Here is an 18394-nt window from a genome sequence, read left to right on the forward strand (position 1 = left end):
TCACGTTTCCTTCAACCGCAACGGTGCGGCGCGGCGTCCGATTGCGCAGCGGCAGCCTCGCCGCTAAGTGAATGACATGCTCGGAAACAGCGACATGACCACGTCTTGCCAGGGTGCCCGATGAGCGCGCATGCCCTCTATGTCACCGCGGCATATGCCGTTTCGGCGATTGCCATCGTCGGACTGGTGCTGTGGATTCTTGCCGACCAGCGCGCGCGCAAGCGCGAGATGGCCGAACTTGAGGCCGCCGGCCATCGCCGTCGCTCGGACAAGGCCAAGGCATGAGCACAGACAGCCAGAAGCCGACGGCGCGGCCTCGCAGGCTTATGGTTCTGCTGCCGCTGCTGATTTTCATGGGCCTCGCCGGCCTGTTTCTGGCGCAGCTGCTGTCCGGCCGCGACCTCACCGCGGTGCCCTCGGCGCTGATCGGCCAGATGGCGCCAGAGACAGACCTGCCGCCGCTCGAAGGCATGCAGGTTCCCGGGCTGAACTCAGCCGACTTCGCCGGCAAGGTCACGCTGGTCAATGTCTGGGCGTCGTGGTGCGCGCCATGCCGCGAGGAACACCCGGTGCTGCTCGAACTGTCGAAGGACCAGCGCTTTTCCATCGCCGGCTTGAACTACAAGGACAAGCCCGAGAATGCCCGTCGTTTTCTCGGCGACCTCGGCAGCCCCTACAAGGCGATCGGCGTCGACCAGAACGGCCGCACGGCGATCGACTGGGGTGTCTATGGCGTGCCGGAGACCTTCCTTCTGGGCAAGGACGGCAAGGTTGCCTTCAAGCATGTCGGACCGCTGTCGCCGGAGGCGGTAAGCACGACACTCATGCCCGAAATCGAGAAGGCACTGGCGGCGCAATAGACCGGATCGGGGCCGGCTCGCGCACCACGTGCGAATCATCAAGATTTCAACTACGTTTTCATACAACCGCTGGGGAGAGGCGCGCCGTGAGGGCGCGACCGGTGGCTGTTGGGGGAGACGTCAATGCAAGACAGTTCCGCGCTCATCATTTTTCTGCCGCTCGCGCTCGGCGTCATCATGCTCGGCCTCGGCCTGTCGCTGACGACGGAGGATTTTCGCAACGTCCTGCAAAAGCCCAAGGCGGTGATCGTGGCGCTGCTCTGCCAGACCGTCATCCTGCCGCTTGCGTGTCTCGGCCTGGTCTACGTCTTCGGCCTCGAACCGGCATTGGCTGTGGGCATGATGCTTTTGGCGGCAAGCCCCGGCGGCACCTCAGCCAATCTCTACAGCCACCTGGCCGACGGCGACGTGGCGCTCAACATCACGCTGACGGCGATCAATTCGGCGCTGTCGATCGTGACGCTGCCGCTGATCGTCAACTGGTCGCTGATGCATTTCATGTCGGGCGACCATGCGATCCCGCTGCAATTCGCCAAGGTGATGCAGGTGTTCGTCATCGTGCTCGGCCCCGTGCTGATCGGCATGTGGCTGCGCAGCCGCTTCCCTGATTTCGCCGAACGCATGGCGCGGCCGGTGAAGATCTTCTCGATGCTGTTCCTGTTCGCCGTGGTTGCCGTGGCGCTCGTGCAGGAGTGGGAAACGCTCAAGGCCTGGGGACCGATCGTCGGCCTGGCAGCCCTTGCCTTCAACCTCGTCAGCCTCGGCGTCGGCTATTTCGTGCCCCGCGCCGCCGGCGTCGAAAAACGGCAGGCCACCGCGATCGGCATGGAGATCGGCATCCACAACGGCACGCTGGCAATCGCCATCGCGCTGAGCCCGCTGCTGCTCAACAACGCGACAATGGCGGTTCCGGCAGCGATCTACGGGCTGATCGCCTTCATCACCGCAGCGATCTTCGGCTACTGGCTGAAGCGGTCGCATGGCCGCGCGACTGCGACGATGCCGGTGCACTGAGGCCGCCGCGTGGCCCACGATGCTGCAAACGAAAAAGGCGCTTGCGGCATCCCTTGAGGGTGCCCCTGGCGCCTTGTCGCAACGGCCGGTCAAAAGCCGGCCGGACATTTCTCGCTAGGAATCAGCCGTAGACCTGCTTGTAGGCCTGGAACAGCATCTCGCTGCGGTCGGCGCGCATATCGGCCAGGTCGCGGCTCGAGAAGCCGTCGATTTCGGCAACGAGGCGCTTGTACTGCTTGCGCTTGGCGGCGCTCTGGCGCGCGCGGGTCAGAAGGTTGTCGAACAACATCTTGCGTTCCTTTCGTCTGCCGCCCGATGCGGCTTGAACCGACCTCCCTGATCGATCCGAACATGACATAGGAACCGTTGCGCTGCAAAATAAGATGCTGCAACGCAGCAATGCACGGCGCGCATAACGAGTTAACGAGTGCAAACAAAACTGGAAAACGCCGCCAACCTGTCCCGCATCAATGCAATGCTAGCCGCGTCAGCAAGGATCTCGTCAATCTCCTGCGGTCTCTTGCCGAGCAGCGTAATGGTCAGGTCTTGCCCGTCAAAAAGGTCGAAGGACATTGTTTTCATGATCTCGGCAAGGGCAGCGCGGGCAAATTGCGACCGCGGCGAGGCATGAACCTGCATCGCCGGCTTGCCGACGACGGCGTCACGTGAAACCAGCCAGTCCAGCGCATTCTTCAGTCCGCCCGGCACCCCATGGGCGTATTCAGGACAAGAGACGATCACTCCGTCGGCTCGCGTAACGGCAGCGATGAGCGCCGTCACCTCCTGCGGTGTGCGTTCACCCTCGTCATCGGGATTGAAAATCGGCAGGTGGCCAAGCCCGTCATGGACGCTGACATGGCATCCCGGTGGCGCATTGCGCGCCAGGGCGACAACAAGCGCAGTGTTGGTAGAGGCAGCCCGCTGGCTGCCGGAAAGGGCGAGAATATTGATCAAGGCAAGGCCGCCAGCGTCGGACGATTCGTGTCCGGCGAAAGCTACCACATGCTCTTGCGATAGGACTCGTCCAGCGAGCGGTCGAGCGTCTCGGCATTGTCGGCGAGCACCAGCTGGTCGCGGAGGATCTGGCCGAGCGTAGGCAGGCTGGTGCGGTCGGGCCATGTGCCTGATACCCACAGCTCGGAACGCATGAACGCCTTGGCGCAATGCATGTAGACAGCCTTGATCGCAACCACCATGACGGTGACCGGCAGCTTGCCTTCGGCGGCGAGCCGTTCGCACAACGCCGGATCGGCGGTCAGGCGCGCATCGCCATTGATACGCAGTGTCTCGTTCATGCCCGGTATCAGGAACAGCAGGCCGACAGCGGGATTGACGATGACGTTTTCCAGCGTGTCGAGCCTGTTGTTGCCGGGCCGGTCGGGAATGGCGATGGTGACATCGTCGAGTATGGCGACGAAACCCGGCTTGTCGCCCTTGGGCGTGACGTCGGCGTTGCCCTTGTCGTCGGACGAACCGATCAGCACGAACGGGCTGCGCGCCAGGAAGCCCTTGGCGTGATGGTCGAGGCGGCGGAGCTCCTTGCGCACGGCGCCATCACCCGGCGCGCGATAATGTTGACGCAACGCCTCGCGGTCGGTGATGAACTCCATGATGCCCTCTTACTTATGGTCTTCCAACGAATGGCGCATGATGAGCGGCATCTGGCTGAAAGTGAAGAGCAAGGTTATAGGCATGATGCCCCAGACCTTGAAAGCCACCCAGGTGTCGGTCGTAAAGGACCGCCAAACAACCTCGTTGACCAGAGCAAGAAACAGGAAGAACAGGCCCCAGCGGAAGGTCAGCTTGCGCCAGCCTTCGGCATCGAGGCGAAAGGCCGATGCAAAGACATAGCCAAGCAACGACTTGCCGAAGACAAGGCCACCCAGTAGCACGACACCGAAAAGCGAATTGATGATCGTTGGCTTCATCTTGATGAAGATGTCGTTCTGCAGATAGAGCGTCAGCGCGCCGAATATGAAGACAACGACGCCCGAGACCAGTGGCATGATCGGCAGCGAGCGGGTCAGCAGCCAGGAAGCCGCCAGCGCAACCGCCGTGGCAACCATGAAGAGGCCTGTGGCGACGAAGATCGGCTTGCCAAGCTCTGCCAGTATCGGGAAGTGCGACGCCAGCCACTCGCCGCGCGCGTTGGCGAAGAAGAACACGACCAGCGGCCCGAGCTCCAGCGCCAGCTTGAGCAGCGGGCTGACGTCTTCCTTCTTGGTTTTCGGGTCCGACGGATCGCGTTCGAGGATAGGTGCATTCATGGATCAGGCGACTCCTGCGATCGCCTTGGCGAAATCGCTTGCCGAAAAGGGTTCGAGATCGTCGACCTGCTCGCCGACGCCGATGAAATAGACCGGCAGCTTATGTTTGGCGGCGATTGCGACCAAAATACCGCCGCGCGCCGTACCGTCGAGCTTTGTCATCACCAGCCCGTTCACACCTGCGACATTGCGGAAGATCTCGACCTGATTGAGCGCGTTCTGGCCGGTGGTGGCATCGACAGTCTGCAGCACCGTGTGCGGGGCTTCGGGATCGAGCTTGCCGAGAACGCGCACGATCTTTTCGAGCTCGGCCATCAGTTCGGCCTTGTTCTGCAGGCGGCCGGCGGTATCGATGATCAGCACGTCGGATCCGGCGGCCTTGGCCTGCTCGAAGGCATCGTAGGCGAGACCGGCGGCATCAGCGCCGAGCTTGGTGGCGATGACGGGCGACTTGGTGCGTTCACCCCAGATCTTCAGCTGCTCGATGGCCGCAGCGCGGAAGGTATCGCCGGCGGCGAGCATGACAGACAGCCCGCCTTCGGTGAGCTTGGCGGCCAGCTTGCCGATGGTGGTGGTCTTGCCGGTGCCGTTGACGCCGACGACCAGGATGACATGCGGCTTGTGCGACAGGTCGAGCTCCAGCGGAAGCGCCACCGGCTTCAGCACCTTCTCGACCTCGACCGCCATGATCGAGCGGACCTCGTGGTCGGAAACGTCCTTGCCATAGCGGCTCGCCGCCAGCGCGTCGGTGACCCGAAGCGCGGTCTCGACGCCGAGATCGGCGCGGATCAGCACGTCTTCGAGGTCCTGCAGCGTGTCTTCGTCCAGCTTGCGCTTGGTGAAGATGCCGGCAATGTTGCCCGACAGTTCCTTGGATGAGCGCGACAGGCCCTGGCGCAGGCGCTGGAACCAGCTCTGGCGCGGCGCGGGCGCCGCCACTTCGACGATTTCGGCCTTCTGCTCGACCTTCTTCTGGACGGTGACCTTGCCGGCCGAGGGTTTCGGCTCAGGCGCAGAGGAAGCCTGTACCGGTTCAGCGGGAGCGGGAACGACAACAGGTGCAGGCTTGCGCAGCGCTGCTACCGGCTGCGCTTCCTCGGCTGCCATCGCCACAGGCACAGGCGCTTCGGCTGCGATCGGCGCAGGCTCCTCGTCGACTGGCTCGACGGGACGTGGTTCAGCCACAGGTTCCGGCGGTACAGAGGCAGGCGCCTCGATGACGGGCTCTTCGACAACCGGCTCCGTTTCAGGGGCACGCATTGTCGGCTCGGGCGCAGAGGGCACCGGCTGAGCCGGAACTTCTTCGGGCAACTCCGGCGTGGACGGCTCAACCGGCGGCAGCGGAACCTCCGCCGGCGTTGGCTCCGGCTCGACCGGGCTCGGCGCAGGCACGGGCTGTTCGGCTGGCTTTTCCGGCTCGACAGCAGGTTCTTCCTGCGGAACGGGCTGCGGCCCGGGCTCGATCGGTACCGGCTGTTCGGCCGGCTTTGGCTCCGGCACCACTGGCGGCGTCGGCGGCGTTTCTGGAGCCGGCTCCGGCGTCGGCTCTTCGATCGGAACGGCCGGTGTCTCCCCGGCAACAGGCGTTTCCGCTGCGGCCGGCACCTCTTCCGCCGGCTTCAACGCTTCCAGAGCGTCAAAATTCAGCGGCGGCAGAACCTCGTTCTCGGCCGGCTGCTCGACAGCCTCCTTCTTGCCGAAGGAGAAAACTTTCTTGATGAACCCGAATGCCATGCGGTCGCTTTCGTCAGGCCGCGCGCGCGGCGGCCGGTGCCGCTGTCAGCCGCTCGCCGTCATGTCCGGCGATGTCGACTTCCATGATTTCACCCGCCATGCCCCTGTCGATCGCAACGAGCGTAAAACCTTCCGTCCGGCCGAGCCCCTCGCGCTCGACAAGCACCTTCTGGCGCGAACCCTTGAGGCTTTCGAGATGGTGCGTATAGGCGACGTCGCCGGCAGCGCGCAGGCGGGCGGCGCGCAGCTTGACGATGTCGCGACGAACCTGCGGCATGCGCGCGGCGGGCGTGCCCTCTCGCGGGCTGAACGGGAAAACGTGGAGATGGGTCAACCCACACTCCTCGACGATGCGGATCGAATTCTCGAACATCTCGTCGGTCTCGGTCGGAAAACCGGCAATGATGTCGGCGCCGAAGACAATGTCGGTGCGAAGCTTGCGCACATCGGCGCAGAACTGGATCGACTGGTCGCGCAAGTGGCGGCGCTTCATGCGCTTCAGGATCATGTCGTCGCCCGACTGCAGCGACAGATGCAGATGCGGCATCAGCCGGCTCTCGGTAGCGACCGCTTCGAGCAGGTCCTCGTCGGCCTCGATCGAATCGATCGAGGAGAGACGCAGGCGGCGAACGTCGGGAACCTGGCGCAGAATGGTCTTGACCAGCTTGCCCAGTCGCGGCGCGCCCGGCAGGTCGGCGCCATAGCTGGTCATGTCGACGCCCGACAGCACCACCTCGGCATAACCGTTGCCGGCCAGGCGCTTGATCTGCTCGACCACCGCGCCCATCGGCACCGAGCGCGAATTGCCGCGGCCATAGGGAATGATGCAGAAGGTGCAGCGATGGTCGCAGCCGTTCTGCACCTGGACGAAGGCGCGTGCGCGGCCTTCGATGGCATCGACCATGTGGCCAGCCGTCTCGCGCACGGAAAAGATGTCGTTGACGCGGGCCTTCTCGAAATCGTTGACGCCGAAGTCCGGCAGCGCCCGGTAATTGTGCGCCTTGAGCTTTTCCTCGTTGCCGAGCACGAGGTCGACCTCGGCCATGTCGGCAAAAGCCGCCGGGTCGGTCTGGGCGGCACAGCCGGTGACGATGATGCGTGCGTCAGGGTTCTCGCGGCGCGCCTTGCGGATCGACTGCTTGGCCTGGCGCACCGCTTCGCTCGTCACTGCGCAGGTGTTGAATATGACCGCGCCGCCCTTGAGTTCTTCAAGGCCTGCGGCCTTGGCCTCGCGCTTCATCACCTCGGATTCGTAGGTGTTGAGGCGGCAGCCGAAAGTTACGATGTCGACCGCCATCAGGCGACGTCCTGCTGATCGCGACGCCAGGCGCCGGTCGCCGGATTGAAGCTGCCGGAGAATTCCCACTCGGCGGGACCGGTCATGACGACATGGTCGTCGTTGCGCCAGTCGATCTGAAGCGTACCGCCGCTCGGCACGGTGACTGTCACGCTACGGCCGGTACGGCCGGTGCGCGCGGCTGAGACGGCAGCAGCACAGGTGGCCGAACCGCAAGCCAAGGTCAGGCCGGCGCCACGCTCCCAGGTGCGCAGGTTGAGCGTCCCGGGCGAGGTCACCTGGGCGATCGAGATGTTGGCACGCTCGGGAAAGATCGGATGGTTTTCGAGCAGCGGGCCGAAACGGTCGAGATCGTAGGACCAGACGTCGTTGTCGACCCAGAAAATGGCGTGCGGGTTGCCCATCGAGGCGACCGAGGGCGAATGCAGCACAGGCTGGTCAATCGGCCCGATCTGCAACTCGATGGCGCGGGTGTCGCGGAATTCTTCCGCCAGCGGGATGTCCTGCCAGCCGAAGCGGGGAATGCCCATGTCGACCGAGATCGAGCCGTCCTCATGCTCTTCGGCATTGAGGATGCCGGCGACAGTCTCGAAGGTGAACACCTTCTGTCCGGTCTCGGCGGCCAGCGCCTGGACGACGCAGCGCGTGCCGTTGCCGCAGGCCTGGGCATGGGTGCCGTCGGAGTTGATGATCTCGATGTAGTTCACGGTGCCTGGGGTGCGCGGGTCGTGGATCGCCATGATCTGGTCGAACTTGGTCGCCGGATCGGCGGCAAGCGCAATCGCCGCGGCAGGCGTAACGCGGTCCGCGCGACCGCGCATGTCGGCAACGATAATGTCGTTGCCGAGCCCGTTCATCTTGGCGAAAGGGGCCTCAATGGCCATGGTCGGTAAGTCTCGCGGCTGTTTGGGGCCTATATGGCGGAAACATCACCGAATTACCAGTCTCGCGGCACGTTGGCCTATTGAGACAATTTTGCAACAATTTCATACGCAAACCCTATTTTAACCATATCAGGTTGAAATTCTGCCAACTTCGCCGCTTTAGAGGCGAATTGTCGATCGCGCGGGGGCGCCCCCAGAACTGCCCCACGGAGGGAATGCAATGGCTTTTTCGAAAACCGGCCTGCTGGCCGCATCGCTGGTGGCGCTTCTGGCTGCAGCTGGCTGCAACAGCACGCGCCTTTCCTCGATGGACACCCAGCCGGCCCCGCTGCCCGCGGCGCCCGCCGGCACTGTCACCAGCGGCCAGCTGCCGCCGCCCTCGGCACCAGGCGCCGCCGCAGGTGCTTCGCAATTTCCGGCCGCGCCGGCACAGACCCAGGTCGCGGCCCTGCCCGCCGACGGTGGCGCTGCCGCCGCCAACGCACCCGACATCACCGCAACCAGCGTGGCTGGGGTGTGGAGCGCGTCGGTTTCCGGCCAGAGCTGCAAGGTGGCGACGCCGCAGACCAAGTTCGGCCAGGGCTTCCGCGCCGGCCCGCTGCGCTGCCCGGCTCCGATCGACGGCGTCAAGTCGTGGAACGTCGCTGGCAAGCAGCTGACGCTGTTCGATGAAAGCGGCTCGCCGCTGGCCAGGCTCTATCAATCGGGCGAAGGCCGCTTCGACGGCCAGACCTCGAACGGCCTGCCGATTTCGCTGAACCGCTGACATCTCGGCAGCCAGAGTAAATCATGCACGTTCGTGACGGCCTGCAGACTCATGTGACCGTCAGGCAGCGTTATGACCACCTGGTCGAGAGCGGCAGCATCCGCAGCGACCAGGCCCAGCTTCCGATCGTGGCCGCACTGGACCGGCTGATCGACGAGATTTCCGAGAAGAGGCTGGCGCGCAAGTCGAGCGCGCTGGGTTGGCTGTTTGCCCGGCGCAAGCCGCAGCACGAACACGTCAAGGGCCTCTACGTCCATGGCGGCGTCGGCCGCGGCAAGACCATGCTGATGGACATGTTCTTCGAGCTGGTGCCGGTCAAGCACAAGCGTCGCGTCCATTTCAACGACTTCATGGCCGACGTGCACGACCGCATCCAGAGGCAGCGGGCGGCGCGCAAGAACGGCACCTCGCGCGATCACGACCCGATCCCCCCGGTGGCGGCGGCACTGGCCGAGGAGGCCTGGGTGCTGTGCTTCGACGAGTTCTCGGTCACCGACATCGCCGACGCGATGATCCTGTCGAGGCTGTTTTCGGCGCTGTTTGCCCAAGGCGTGGTGCTGGTCGCCACCTCCAACGTCGCGCCGCGCGATCTTTATCGCGACGGGCTCAATCGCCAACTGTTCCTGCCCTTCATCGGTATGCTCGAGCAGAACACCAACGTGCTCAACCTCGATGCCGACACCGATTACCGGCTGGAGAAGCTCGATCGCGTGCCTGTCTATATCAGCCCGCTCGGCGAGGCTGCCGACAAGGCGATGGACAAGGCCTGGGCCAGGATGACCCATGGTGCCGCAGCTGAGGCGGCCACCGTCGCGGTCAAGGGCCGCAAGGTCGCCGTGCCGGCGGCCGTTCCCGGCTGTGCGCGCTTCGGCTTCGCCGATCTCTGCGAAAAGCCGCTTGCGGCGCGCGACTATCTGGCGATCACCGCACACTACAAGACCATTTTCGTCGACCATGTGCCGGTTCTGGCAGAAGCCAATCGCAACGAGGCCAAGCGCTTCATCCTCTTGGTCGACACGCTCTATGACCAGCAGATCAGGCTGGTGATCAGTGCCGCCGCCACGCCCGACAAGCTTTATGTCGGAAAGCGGGGACACGAGGCCTTTGAGTTCGACCGGACGTCGTCGCGGCTTATCGAGATGCAAGGCGCCGAATGGCTCGACGGCTGGGCCGAACGGCACGCCGAGCCGGCAGCTTCACTGGCCGGGTAAGGCACCGTCCGCCGTCAAACGTGCTGGATTTTCATGAACTGCCCGCGCTGTACGTGGCCTGCCGTAGCGTGTCGTCGCGGCAAGCAGCACGCCGAGCATCAGCCCGTCCAGCATATGCCACATGAAATGCGTGCCGATCGGCATGGCGTCGCAGACCAGCGGGTCCATGACCCGGCAGGTGACGGCGCCGAGGAAGATGACGGCGGCGGCGATGTTGTACCAGCCGGCACGGCTGCCGCTGGCGATGACCACCCAACCGAAGAAGATCAGCGCCAGGAACGGCGGCAGGTAGCCGGTAGTGCCGTTTGAAGCTGTACGCAGCCAGTCCGGCACCATGTAGGTGACGAACCCGACAGCGACATAGAAAGCAAAGAAGATCACCAGCGCTTTGGGCCATCCCATGCCGGCGAAGCGGCGCAGGTTGAACAGCGAATAGACCAGCGTGAAACCGGCGATCGGGACGATGTCGCCCCATTTGGTCGCCTCGTTGGCAAACGTATGGAACAGCGTCGAGCCGATGCCGATCGCCACCACCCACCAGCCCAGCACCTCGGCGAAAGCGCCGGCATCGCGCCGCCGTGCCTCGTAGACGCCCCACAGGCCGGCGAGGAAAAAGGCGAGATTGCTGACGGCATTGAACGGCTCGGCCCACAGACCGATGTCAGTCCGTTCGCAATAGAGATCGAGATGTTGGCTGAACTGTTCCAGCATCACCTTGCCTCACCACAGCCCAATTCTACCGCCGCCAGCCAATTTTCATAACGGTAATTTGTCCCGACAGCCTGACGCAGCGGAAACTTCACTTGTTGGAAATTTCACCGCAACGTGACTTCCCGTTGAATGGCGCTTCTGCCACATATTTCAGCAACTACAAAAAAGGCCGGTTTCGCTGGCTGAGGATCTGGATCGGTCATGGAGTTTCGCAGATATTTTCGGCTGGCGGCCGTGGCGCTGGTCTTTGCCGGGTTTACCGGCGCAACGCATGCCGACTCGACAACCAAGGCACCCGTGCGCCCGCTCGGCGTCATCGAACTCTTCACCAGCCAGGGCTGCAACTCCTGCCCGCCGGCCGACGAACTGTTTGCCAAATTCGCCGCCCAGGACGACATGGTCGCGCTCGCCTATCACGTCACCTACTGGGATTACCTCGGCTGGCAGGACGAACTCGGCAGCAAGGACAACACCGAACGCCAATATGCCTATATGCGTGCCTTCGGCGCGCGCTCGGTCTACACACCCCAGGCCGTCATCAATGGCCGCACCCATGTAAATGGCGCCAAGAGCGACGATGTGAACGGCGCACTCGCCAACCTCGCCGAGACCGGCCAGGGCATGAATGTCGACCTGAAGGTGACCGACAATGGCGACACCTTCACCATCGAGGTCGGCGCCGCCACCGGCCCGGCCAGCCCGGCCCATGTGGTGATCGTGCATTATCAGCCGCCGCAGGTCGTCGACCTCCAGAAGGGCGAAAACAAGGGCCGCAGCGTCACCTACTGGAATGCCGTCACCGACCTGCACACCGCTGGCATGTGGCACGGCCAGACGCAACGGTTCGAGCTGCCGAAGAGCGAAGTGGAAAAGAAGGGCGGCTGCGCCGTGCTGTTGCAGGCTGTCGGCAAGGATGGCGTACCGGGCCCGATTCTCGGCGCGGCTGTCGTGCGCAAGCCGTCGAAGATGGCGCTGTAGACGCAAAAAAGCCGACGCAGGCTTGTGGCCAGACGTCGGCTTCAGATTTTGGGATCGTCGCCCTCGTCCTGAAAAGGAGCCGAGGTTGGTTCGATCCGACTCTAGCCCGTGGGCGGGGGGCTTGGGGTTTACGAGCCGGTGCCGGACCGAACCGTCTCAGGCAACACGGGTAAATTCGTCGGACAATGGGGCGTCAGCGCGGATAAAAAACGGCAGGAATGTGGCGAGTCATCACCAATTCCGACAGTCTGTTTCGCAAACGTTACCGCTGCGGCAAGCTACCTTACACTCTTCATACAGGTGTTACTTGTTGCATTTCGGGTGCGAATGCGCGATTCTTTAGCCGAGGTCATGTTCTGCAAGGGAACGATTGATGACTGATCGCGGCGCTGGGGCGGAGGATGGCGAGCCATCCGCGGTTTTGATCCCGCTCCATGAGGCCCGTCGGGAGCGACAAGAACTCCCGGTGGCATTCGAGAGACGGGAACTCGACCAGATTCTCAGGCTCTATGGGCGCATGGTTGCCGCCAATGAGTGGCGCGACTACGCCATTGACCATCTCAGCGACCGCGCCGTCTTTTCGGTATTTCGCCGCACCAGCGAAACGCCGCTATTCCAGATCGTCAAGGATCCCAGGCTCGCCCGCAAGCAGGGCGCCTTCTCGGTCATCGCCGCCGGCGGCCTGATCCTCAAGCGCGGCCACGAATTGGCCCGTGTGCTCGGCGTCTTCGACAAGCGCCTGAAGGTGGTGGAAGCCTAAAGTCGTCTCGACCGGTGCGCCAAGCGCGAGTTGCAGCGCATCGGGCCATGATGCCGCGATGCTTGCGCCAGAGACCGAATCCCGCTCCCCGGCCCTTTCCTCGATGCTATCAATACCGCGACTGAATGCGGAACAAGCCAATGGGCGCCAAGAAGACAGAACCGGCCGCCATTCTCATCCGGCCGGCAACCACTGGCGATTCGCCGTTGCTGATGAAGGCGATCATCGGCCTTGCCGCGCATGTCGGTGAGGCTGACGGCATCGCCTGCACGGAAGACGACATCCGGCGTTTCGGCTTTGGCGAAAAGCCGGCCTTTGAAGCGGTCATCGCCGAGATCGACGGCGCTTTCGCTGGCATGTGCCTGTTCTTTCCGATCTTCTCGACCTGGTATGGTCGTCCGGGCGTCTTCGTGCAGGACCTGTTCGTCGACCAGCAATTCCGCAGCTTCGGCATCGGCGAGCGGCTATTGCGCCATGTCGCCCGGCTTTGCCGGGACAGAGGCGGCGTCTACATCAGGCTCGCGGTCGATGAGGACAATGCGCGGGCGCATCCCTTCTACACCAGGCTCGGCTTGGCCTGGACGAAGGACCAGAGGTCCTACATTGCCGGCGGACCGACATTCCAGGCGCTGAGCCAAACGACAGGGGAGCCGGAATGAAAACCTTCTATGCCGAGGAGCAGAAGCGGCACGACCCCAAGGCGTTCCTGTCGATGGGAATGCAAAAGCCCAATCCGGAACAGCCCGAACGCGTCGAGCGCCTGCTGGCGGGCTCCCGGGCGGCCGGCTCGACGATCCATCGCCCGGCCAGCTACGGCCTCACCCCGATCGCTGCGGTCCACACGCCCGAATACATCGAGTTCCTCACCCACATCTTCGAGCGCTGGCAGCGCATGGAGGGCGCTTCCGCCGAGGTCATTCCCAACGTCCATCCTTTTGCCCGCAATGGCAGCTACCCAGCGGGTGCGGCCGGCCAGGCCGGTTACCACATGGCCGACACCGCCTGCCCGATCTCGGCAGAGACCTTCGACAGCGCCTGCTGGAGCGCATGGAGTGCCGTCGCCGCCACAGAGGCGGTGATGTCGGGTGAACCGGCGGCCTACGCGCTGTGCCGCCCGCCCGGCCATCATGCCTTTGCCGACGTCGCCGGCGGCTTCTGCTTCTTCAACAATTCGGCCATTGCCGCGCAGCGGCTGCGGGCGACCGCCTCGCGAGTCGCCATCCTCGATGTCGACCTTCATCACGGCAACGGCACGCAAGGCATCTTTTACGCGAGACCGGACGTGCTGACAGTGTCGCTGCACGCCGATCCGAGCCGCTTCTACCCGTTCTTCTGGGGCCATGCCGACGAGCGCGGCGAGGCTACCGGTCTCGGCTACAACCTCAACCTGCCCTTGGCGCGCAAGTCGGGCGATACCGAGTTCCTGGAGGCGCTCGGCCACGCCGTCAGCCGCATCCGGGCCTTTGCGCCCGACGCGCTTGTCGTGGCACTCGGGCTCGATGCCTTCGAAGGCGACCCGTTCGGCGGCCTGTCGGTGACGACATCGGGCTTTGCGCGCATTGCCGAGGCGATTGCCCAGCTAAGGTTGCCGACTGTCATCGTCCAGGAGGGCGGCTATCTCTGTGACGCGCTCGGCGACAACCTGACCGCCTTCCTCACCGGTTTTTCCGGCGCGAACTAGTTAGCGCGCCGCGCGAATGCTCCAGGCGCGGTAGAACAACAGCAGCGCATAGGCGAGCATCAGGATCATGGCGATGCGCAGCAGCGTTTCAGCGCTTGAAAGCGGCACGAACATCAGCGCCAGGCCAAAGGCGGCATAGACCGCGCCGCCGACAAGTGTCGGCCACAGCCGCGTCTGCCGCTCGCTATCGAGAAAGCTCGACGCCATCTCGATCAGGCCGACGAGCAGCGCCAGCAGGCCGACGATCCATGTCAGCGCCGACAAGGTGAACACGCTGGTCAACAGGCCGCTGGCGACGACGATCGCGCCCGCGGCGATCGACAACAGGTTGCGGACCAGCCCGAGCGTCTGGCCGGTCGTGCGTGGCGGCGAGCGGTCGAGCGTCACCAGGCCCAAAATGCCGTCGACGAGCAACAGCCCGCCGCCGACCAGCACCAGCAATTGCACCGCTTGGGACGGATAGAAGAAGGCGACCAATGCCGCCGCCGCGATCAGAACTCCCCGCAACGCCGTCAGCGTCGCGTCGAACCGCTTGGTCTTGCCGTCGGCCATGCCCTGCTCCTGCTTAGACTGAGACAACCATTTGTCGAAGAAATGCGCGCGGTTCGCAACCGTGATGCTGTGATAGCCTTCCCGCGGCGGACAGCTCGCGGGCAGCGCGTACACCGCGACCAGATGCGCGTACCGCGTGAATAAAAGCCTGCTTAGATTAGGAATTTCTTTCATCTTTCGGGAGGAGACTTAGCCACGGCCTGACCAGACAGTCTTGGCGGGCATGGGGGCGTGGCAATGTTCAAGGTCATTTCCTGTCTTGCTTACGAGCATGACTATTCGTTCGTCGTGGTCGCCGCGATCGTCTGTATTGCCGGCGCGGCCATGACTATTCGGCTTTTCGAGCGTGCCTCTCGTCTCTCGGCCAGTGCCCGCTCCTCTTGGATCATGCTTTCCGGCATCGCCTGCGGTGCCGCGATCTGGACCACACATTTCGTTGCCATGCTTGGCTTCCAACTGCCGTTCGAGGCAGCCTTCGACCCGCTTCTGACCATCGCCTCGCTGCTCATCGCCATCGCCTTCACCGCCGCCGGACTGCATCTTTCAGCGAGCCCGCCCAATGGACTGCCGGTCGAGACGGGCGGCGCGGTGATCGGCGCGGGTGTGGTTGCCATGCATTTCACCGGCATGCGCGGCTTCGAGATCGCCGGCCGCATCGAGTGGGATGCCGGTCTCGTCGAGGCCTCGATCCTGTTTGCCGTAGCCTTCGGCGCACTCGCCATGCATCTGGCGGCACGGCAGCGCATTCGCTACGCCAAGCCGCTCTCGGTGCTGGCTCTCGTGCTTGCCATCTGCGCCATGCATTTCACTGCCATGGGCGCTGCCACCATTGTGCCCGATCCGTCGGTTCCGGTGCCGACAAAGGTGTTGTCGAGCGAATTCCTCGCCGTTCTGGTGCTCGCCACCATGGCGATCATCGCTGGGCTGACGCTTTACGTGATGGACGCCAAGTCGCAGCGCGAACTGGTCGACAGCTTCCGCCATGCCGCCCAGCACGACCCGCTGACCGGCCTGCCCAATCGCGCCTTCCTGTCCGACAACCTGCCCGGCATGCTCAAGCGCAGTGCTGCCGCCGGCAAGGAAGCCGCTGTCATTGTGGTCGACCTCGACCGCTTCAAGGAGATCAACGACGTCCACGGCCACCACGCTGGTGACCTGCTGTTGCAGACGGTGGCCAACCGGCTGAAGATCCTGACCGGCCCCGGTGAACTGGTGGCGCGCGTCGGCGGCGACGAGTTCATCGCCGTCAAGCAGGACATTTCGAGCAAGGAAGAGGTCGATCGCTTCGTCATCAGGCTGATTTCCGGTGTGCTCGACCCGATCCAGAACAAGTCCAAGACGTTGTCCGTCGGCGCCAGCATCGGCATCAGCCTGTTCCCGCACCACGCCAGCGACGCCGACGAGCTGATCGGCGCGGCCGACCTTGCCATGTACCGCGCCAAACGCGCCGTAACAGACAAGGTCTGCTACTACGACCGCTCGATGGACGAGGGCCGGCGCGAGCGCAGCGCGCTCGCCATGGAACTGCGGCACGCACTGGAGCGCGACGAGTTCGAACTCTATTACCAGCCGCAGCTCGACATGAAGACTGGCGAGGTCACCGCCTATGAGGCGCTGCTGCGCTGGCATCATCGCGAACGCGGCATCGTTGCGCCGGAAGAATTCATCCCCATCGCCGAGGAGAATGGGTTGATCATCCCGATCGGCGAGTGGGTGCTGAAGACCGCCTGCGCCGAGGTTGCCGGCTGGCGCAAGCCCTACAAGATCGCCGTCAACATCGCCGCCGCCCAGCTGGTGCAGGCCGACCTGACCAAGGTTGTGCATGAGACGCTGCTTTCGACCGGCCTTGCGGCCTCGCGGCTGGAGCTCGAGATCACCGAGGCCAGCATCATCGAGGACCGCGACCGCGCCCTGCACGTGGTGCGCCAGCTCAAGGCGCTCGGCGTGACCATCGCCATGGATGATTACGGCGTCGGCTATTCCTCGCTGTCGACGCTGCAGATCTTCCCCTTCGACAGGGTCAAGATCGACCGCTCCTTCGTCGAGGACGTCAGCAATGACAGCGCAGCCGCAGCGATCGTGAGGGCAACGATCCTGCTCGCCAACGACCTGCGCATCCCGGTTCTGGCCGAAGGCGTGGAAAAGCGGGAAAGCTTCGAGTTCCTGCGCGCCGAAGGCTGCACCGAGATGCAGGGCTTCCTGTTCGGCCGGCCGTTGCCGCTGTCGGAGATTGCAAGCCTCGTCGGTCGCAACGAAGCTCCCGGCAACATGCGCTCGGAGCTCCAGCGGTCGAGCGCTGCCTGAAGCCTGTCAGGCCTCAGCGCGCTTCCGGCCGTGGCGTGTAGCCGTCGGACTGGATGACAGGCAGGTGCGTCCAGGCGTCGTTGGCCATGCGCATCCAGGCACCGGCGGCAAGCGCGCCGCCATCGACAAGGATCGTCGTGCCCGACACCCAGCCTGACAGCGTGTCCGACGCCAGGAACAGTGCGGCACCCGCCGAGTCCGAACCCTCGCCAAAGCGGCCAATGGGGAACCAGCGCTTGAGGTGCTCGAGATTTTCCTTGGGCACGCGCGGCGTCGCCACGATCTGCGCCGAATTGGTGGTCTCGGGCGCAATGGCGTTGACGCGGATGCCATGCTGGCCAAGCTCGACGGCGAGGCTCTGGGTGAAGCCGGTGACCGCTGCCTTGAAGGCCGAATAGACAACCGTCATCGGGATGCCGCGGAAGGCCTCGATGGTCGAAACGTTGATGATGCTGCCGCCTTGCCCACTTGCCCGCATCAGCGGGATCGCCGCCTTGCTGACATGGAACATGTGCAGCAAGTTGACGTGGTAGAGCGCGTTCCATTCGGCCTCGGTCGACTGCTCGAACGGCGTCTTGAAGCCGAGATAGTCGCCGACATTGTTGACCACCACATCGAGCCGGCCGAAGCTGCCACGCACCGCTTCGACAAGGCGCGCCACGTCATCCGCCTTGCGTACGTCGGCTTCGACGACGAGGTGATCGGGGCCCAGCGTCTCGCGCATCGATGTCACCCGAACGGGGTCGATCTCGGCGACAGCAACCTTCATGCCGGCGCGCGCAAAGAGTTCGGCCGTGGCGCGGCCGATGCCAGCGCCGCCGCCGGTTACCAGCGCGACTTTGCCGGCGAGGCCAAGGATGGAGATTTCGTCGGTCATCTTGTCCTCCGCAGTCGACGGTTCAAGCACAGGCGGCTCAGCTCGCCGCGTCCTGCGCCTCATATGTGTGGGTGCCGACCACCACCAGCTCGCGGCGCGCAAGGCGCCATCCGTCAGGGGTGCGAACGAAGCGATCCTGGTAGCGGATGGTCATCTCGTAGCAGAGGTAGCGGCCGGCCGGATCGCGGAAATAGTGCCGTGCGATGCAGTATGTCTCGCCTTCGGCACCGCCCTCGACCGGCCTGACCGCCTGATTGAGCACGGCATGGAAAGTCTTGAGATAGCGGCCGGCGACCATCGCTGGAATGCCGCGCAGTTGGGCGAGACCCTCGAAGGTCCCACGCGGCGCGATGACCGCGCCATCAGCGGTGAACTGCGCGGCGAGCAGGTCGCCATCACCAGTGTCGACGGCATAGGCATAGCGCTCCGACACCCGCCGCAGCGCCACTTCCATCAGCAGATCCGCCTGATTGTCGGCCATGACGTCCTCCCCGGAGA

The 18394-nt window shown here is 64.1% G+C and carries 21 protein-coding genes; 10 read left to right on the forward strand and 11 right to left on the reverse strand.

The window, feature by feature from the left end; translation table 11 throughout:
- The first annotated feature begins 120 nt into the window (after window positions 1–120).
- The 3 genes from ccmD (at window position 121) to Amn_RS26750 (ending at window position 1874) form a co-directional block, all read left to right on the forward strand.
- Window positions 121–285, forward strand: coding sequence for a heme exporter protein CcmD (ccmD, locus tag Amn_RS26740; RefSeq protein ID WP_067956069.1), 165 nt, complete (start codon window positions 121–123; stop codon window positions 283–285).
- Window positions 282–860, forward strand: coding sequence for a DsbE family thiol:disulfide interchange protein (locus tag Amn_RS26745; protein WP_154386752.1), 579 nt, complete (start codon window positions 282–284; stop codon window positions 858–860). The genes ccmD and Amn_RS26745 overlap by 4 nt, the downstream gene beginning before the upstream one ends.
- Window positions 861–983: 123 nt before the next feature.
- Complete coding sequence (locus Amn_RS26750; protein ID WP_286293966.1) at window positions 984–1874, forward strand: bile acid:sodium symporter family protein; 891 nt, start codon at window positions 984–986, stop codon at window positions 1872–1874.
- 121 nt (window positions 1875–1995) lie between these two features.
- Here the strand turns inward: Amn_RS26750 and Amn_RS26755 are convergent, their stop codons facing one another.
- The 7 genes from Amn_RS26755 to dapF form a co-directional block, all read right to left on the reverse strand.
- Window positions 1996–2163: a hypothetical protein gene (locus tag Amn_RS26755; protein ID WP_154386754.1), complete on the reverse strand. Its 168-nt coding sequence runs from the start codon at window positions 2161–2163 to the stop codon at window positions 1996–1998.
- 131 nt (window positions 2164–2294) lie between these two features.
- Entirely contained in the window at window positions 2295–2828 is a 534-nt protein-coding gene (locus tag Amn_RS26760) for an NADPH-dependent FMN reductase (RefSeq protein ID WP_154386755.1), read from the reverse strand.
- 41 nt (window positions 2829–2869) lie between these two features.
- A complete protein-coding gene (locus tag Amn_RS26765; RefSeq protein ID WP_154386756.1) occupies window positions 2870–3484 on the reverse strand; it encodes a pyridoxamine 5'-phosphate oxidase family protein in 615 nt (204 codons plus the stop codon).
- Window positions 3485–3493: 9 nt separating this feature from the next.
- Window positions 3494–4141: a septation protein A gene (locus Amn_RS26770; RefSeq protein WP_067956052.1), complete on the reverse strand. Its 648-nt coding sequence runs from the start codon at window positions 4139–4141 to the stop codon at window positions 3494–3496.
- Between the two features lie 3 nt (window positions 4142–4144).
- Window positions 4145–5875, reverse strand: a complete 1731-nt coding sequence (gene ftsY, locus Amn_RS26775) for a signal recognition particle-docking protein FtsY (RefSeq protein WP_154386757.1) — start codon at window positions 5873–5875, stop codon at window positions 4145–4147.
- A 13-nt stretch (window positions 5876–5888) separates the two neighbouring features.
- Entirely contained in the window at window positions 5889–7172 is a 1284-nt protein-coding gene (gene mtaB / locus Amn_RS26780) for a tRNA (N(6)-L-threonylcarbamoyladenosine(37)-C(2))-methylthiotransferase MtaB (protein WP_154386758.1), read from the reverse strand.
- Window positions 7172–8056, reverse strand: coding sequence for a diaminopimelate epimerase (gene dapF / locus Amn_RS26785; RefSeq protein WP_067956046.1), 885 nt, complete (start codon window positions 8054–8056; stop codon window positions 7172–7174). The genes mtaB and dapF overlap by 1 nt, the downstream gene beginning before the upstream one ends.
- Window positions 8057–8276: 220 nt before the next feature.
- On the opposite strand from dapF, the gene Amn_RS26790 reads away from it, so the two are divergent.
- Together Amn_RS26790 and zapE are read left to right on the forward strand one after the other, a co-directional pair.
- A complete protein-coding gene (locus Amn_RS26790; RefSeq protein WP_067956044.1) occupies window positions 8277–8822 on the forward strand; it encodes a protease inhibitor Inh/omp19 family protein in 546 nt (181 codons plus the stop codon).
- 23 nt (window positions 8823–8845) lie between these two features.
- A complete protein-coding gene (gene zapE, locus Amn_RS26795; RefSeq protein WP_286293978.1) occupies window positions 8846–10033 on the forward strand; it encodes a cell division protein ZapE in 1188 nt (395 codons plus the stop codon).
- On the opposite strand, the gene Amn_RS26800 is transcribed toward zapE, so the two are convergent.
- A complete protein-coding gene (locus tag Amn_RS26800; RefSeq protein ID WP_182574015.1) occupies window positions 10019–10744 on the reverse strand; it encodes a ceramidase domain-containing protein in 726 nt (241 codons plus the stop codon). The genes zapE and Amn_RS26800 overlap by 15 nt on opposite strands.
- Window positions 10745–10945: 201 nt before the next feature.
- Between Amn_RS26800 and Amn_RS26805 the strand changes: the two genes are divergently transcribed.
- The 4 genes from Amn_RS26805 to Amn_RS26820 all read left to right on the forward strand — a co-directional run bounded on the left by Amn_RS26805 (window position 10946) and on the right by Amn_RS26820 (window position 14163).
- Window positions 10946–11722 (forward strand): DUF1223 domain-containing protein, encoded by a 777-nt coding sequence (locus Amn_RS26805; RefSeq protein WP_067956037.1) that lies wholly within the window; start codon window positions 10946–10948, stop codon window positions 11720–11722.
- A 373-nt stretch (window positions 11723–12095) separates the two neighbouring features.
- A complete protein-coding gene (locus tag Amn_RS26810; protein WP_067956035.1) occupies window positions 12096–12482 on the forward strand; it encodes a DUF2794 domain-containing protein in 387 nt (128 codons plus the stop codon).
- Window positions 12483–12622: 140 nt separating this feature from the next.
- Entirely contained in the window at window positions 12623–13141 is a 519-nt protein-coding gene (locus tag Amn_RS26815; RefSeq protein ID WP_286293982.1) for a GNAT family N-acetyltransferase, read from the forward strand.
- On the forward strand, window positions 13138–14163 hold the full coding sequence (locus tag Amn_RS26820; RefSeq protein ID WP_067956031.1) for a histone deacetylase family protein: 1026 nt from the start codon (window positions 13138–13140) through the stop codon (window positions 14161–14163). The genes Amn_RS26815 and Amn_RS26820 overlap by 4 nt, the downstream gene beginning before the upstream one ends.
- On the opposite strand, the gene Amn_RS26825 is transcribed toward Amn_RS26820, so the two are convergent.
- On the reverse strand, window positions 14164–14715 hold the full coding sequence (locus Amn_RS26825; RefSeq protein ID WP_067965929.1) for a DUF308 domain-containing protein: 552 nt from the start codon (window positions 14713–14715) through the stop codon (window positions 14164–14166).
- A 237-nt stretch (window positions 14716–14952) separates the two neighbouring features.
- Between Amn_RS26825 and Amn_RS26830 the strand changes: the two genes are divergently transcribed.
- Complete coding sequence (locus Amn_RS26830) at window positions 14953–17019, forward strand: putative bifunctional diguanylate cyclase/phosphodiesterase (RefSeq protein WP_154386763.1); 2067 nt, start codon at window positions 14953–14955, stop codon at window positions 17017–17019.
- A 13-nt stretch (window positions 17020–17032) separates the two neighbouring features.
- Here Amn_RS26830 and Amn_RS26835 read toward each other — a convergent pair whose 3' ends face one another.
- Both Amn_RS26835 and Amn_RS26840 read right to left on the reverse strand, forming a co-directional pair.
- Window positions 17033–17896, reverse strand: coding sequence for an SDR family NAD(P)-dependent oxidoreductase (locus Amn_RS26835; protein WP_286293990.1), 864 nt, complete (start codon window positions 17894–17896; stop codon window positions 17033–17035).
- A gap of 37 nt (window positions 17897–17933) precedes the next feature.
- The gene (locus tag Amn_RS26840; protein ID WP_192313092.1) at window positions 17934–18377 is read right to left on the reverse strand and encodes a nuclear transport factor 2 family protein; all 444 of its coding nucleotides are present in this window, start codon (window positions 18375–18377) and stop codon (window positions 17934–17936) included.
- Window positions 18378–18394: the final 17 nt, after the last annotated feature.

Origin of the sequence: Aminobacter sp. Y103A, assembly GCF_030294925.1 — a bacterium.
GTDB lineage: Bacteria > Pseudomonadota > Alphaproteobacteria > Rhizobiales > Rhizobiaceae > Aminobacter > Aminobacter ciceronei.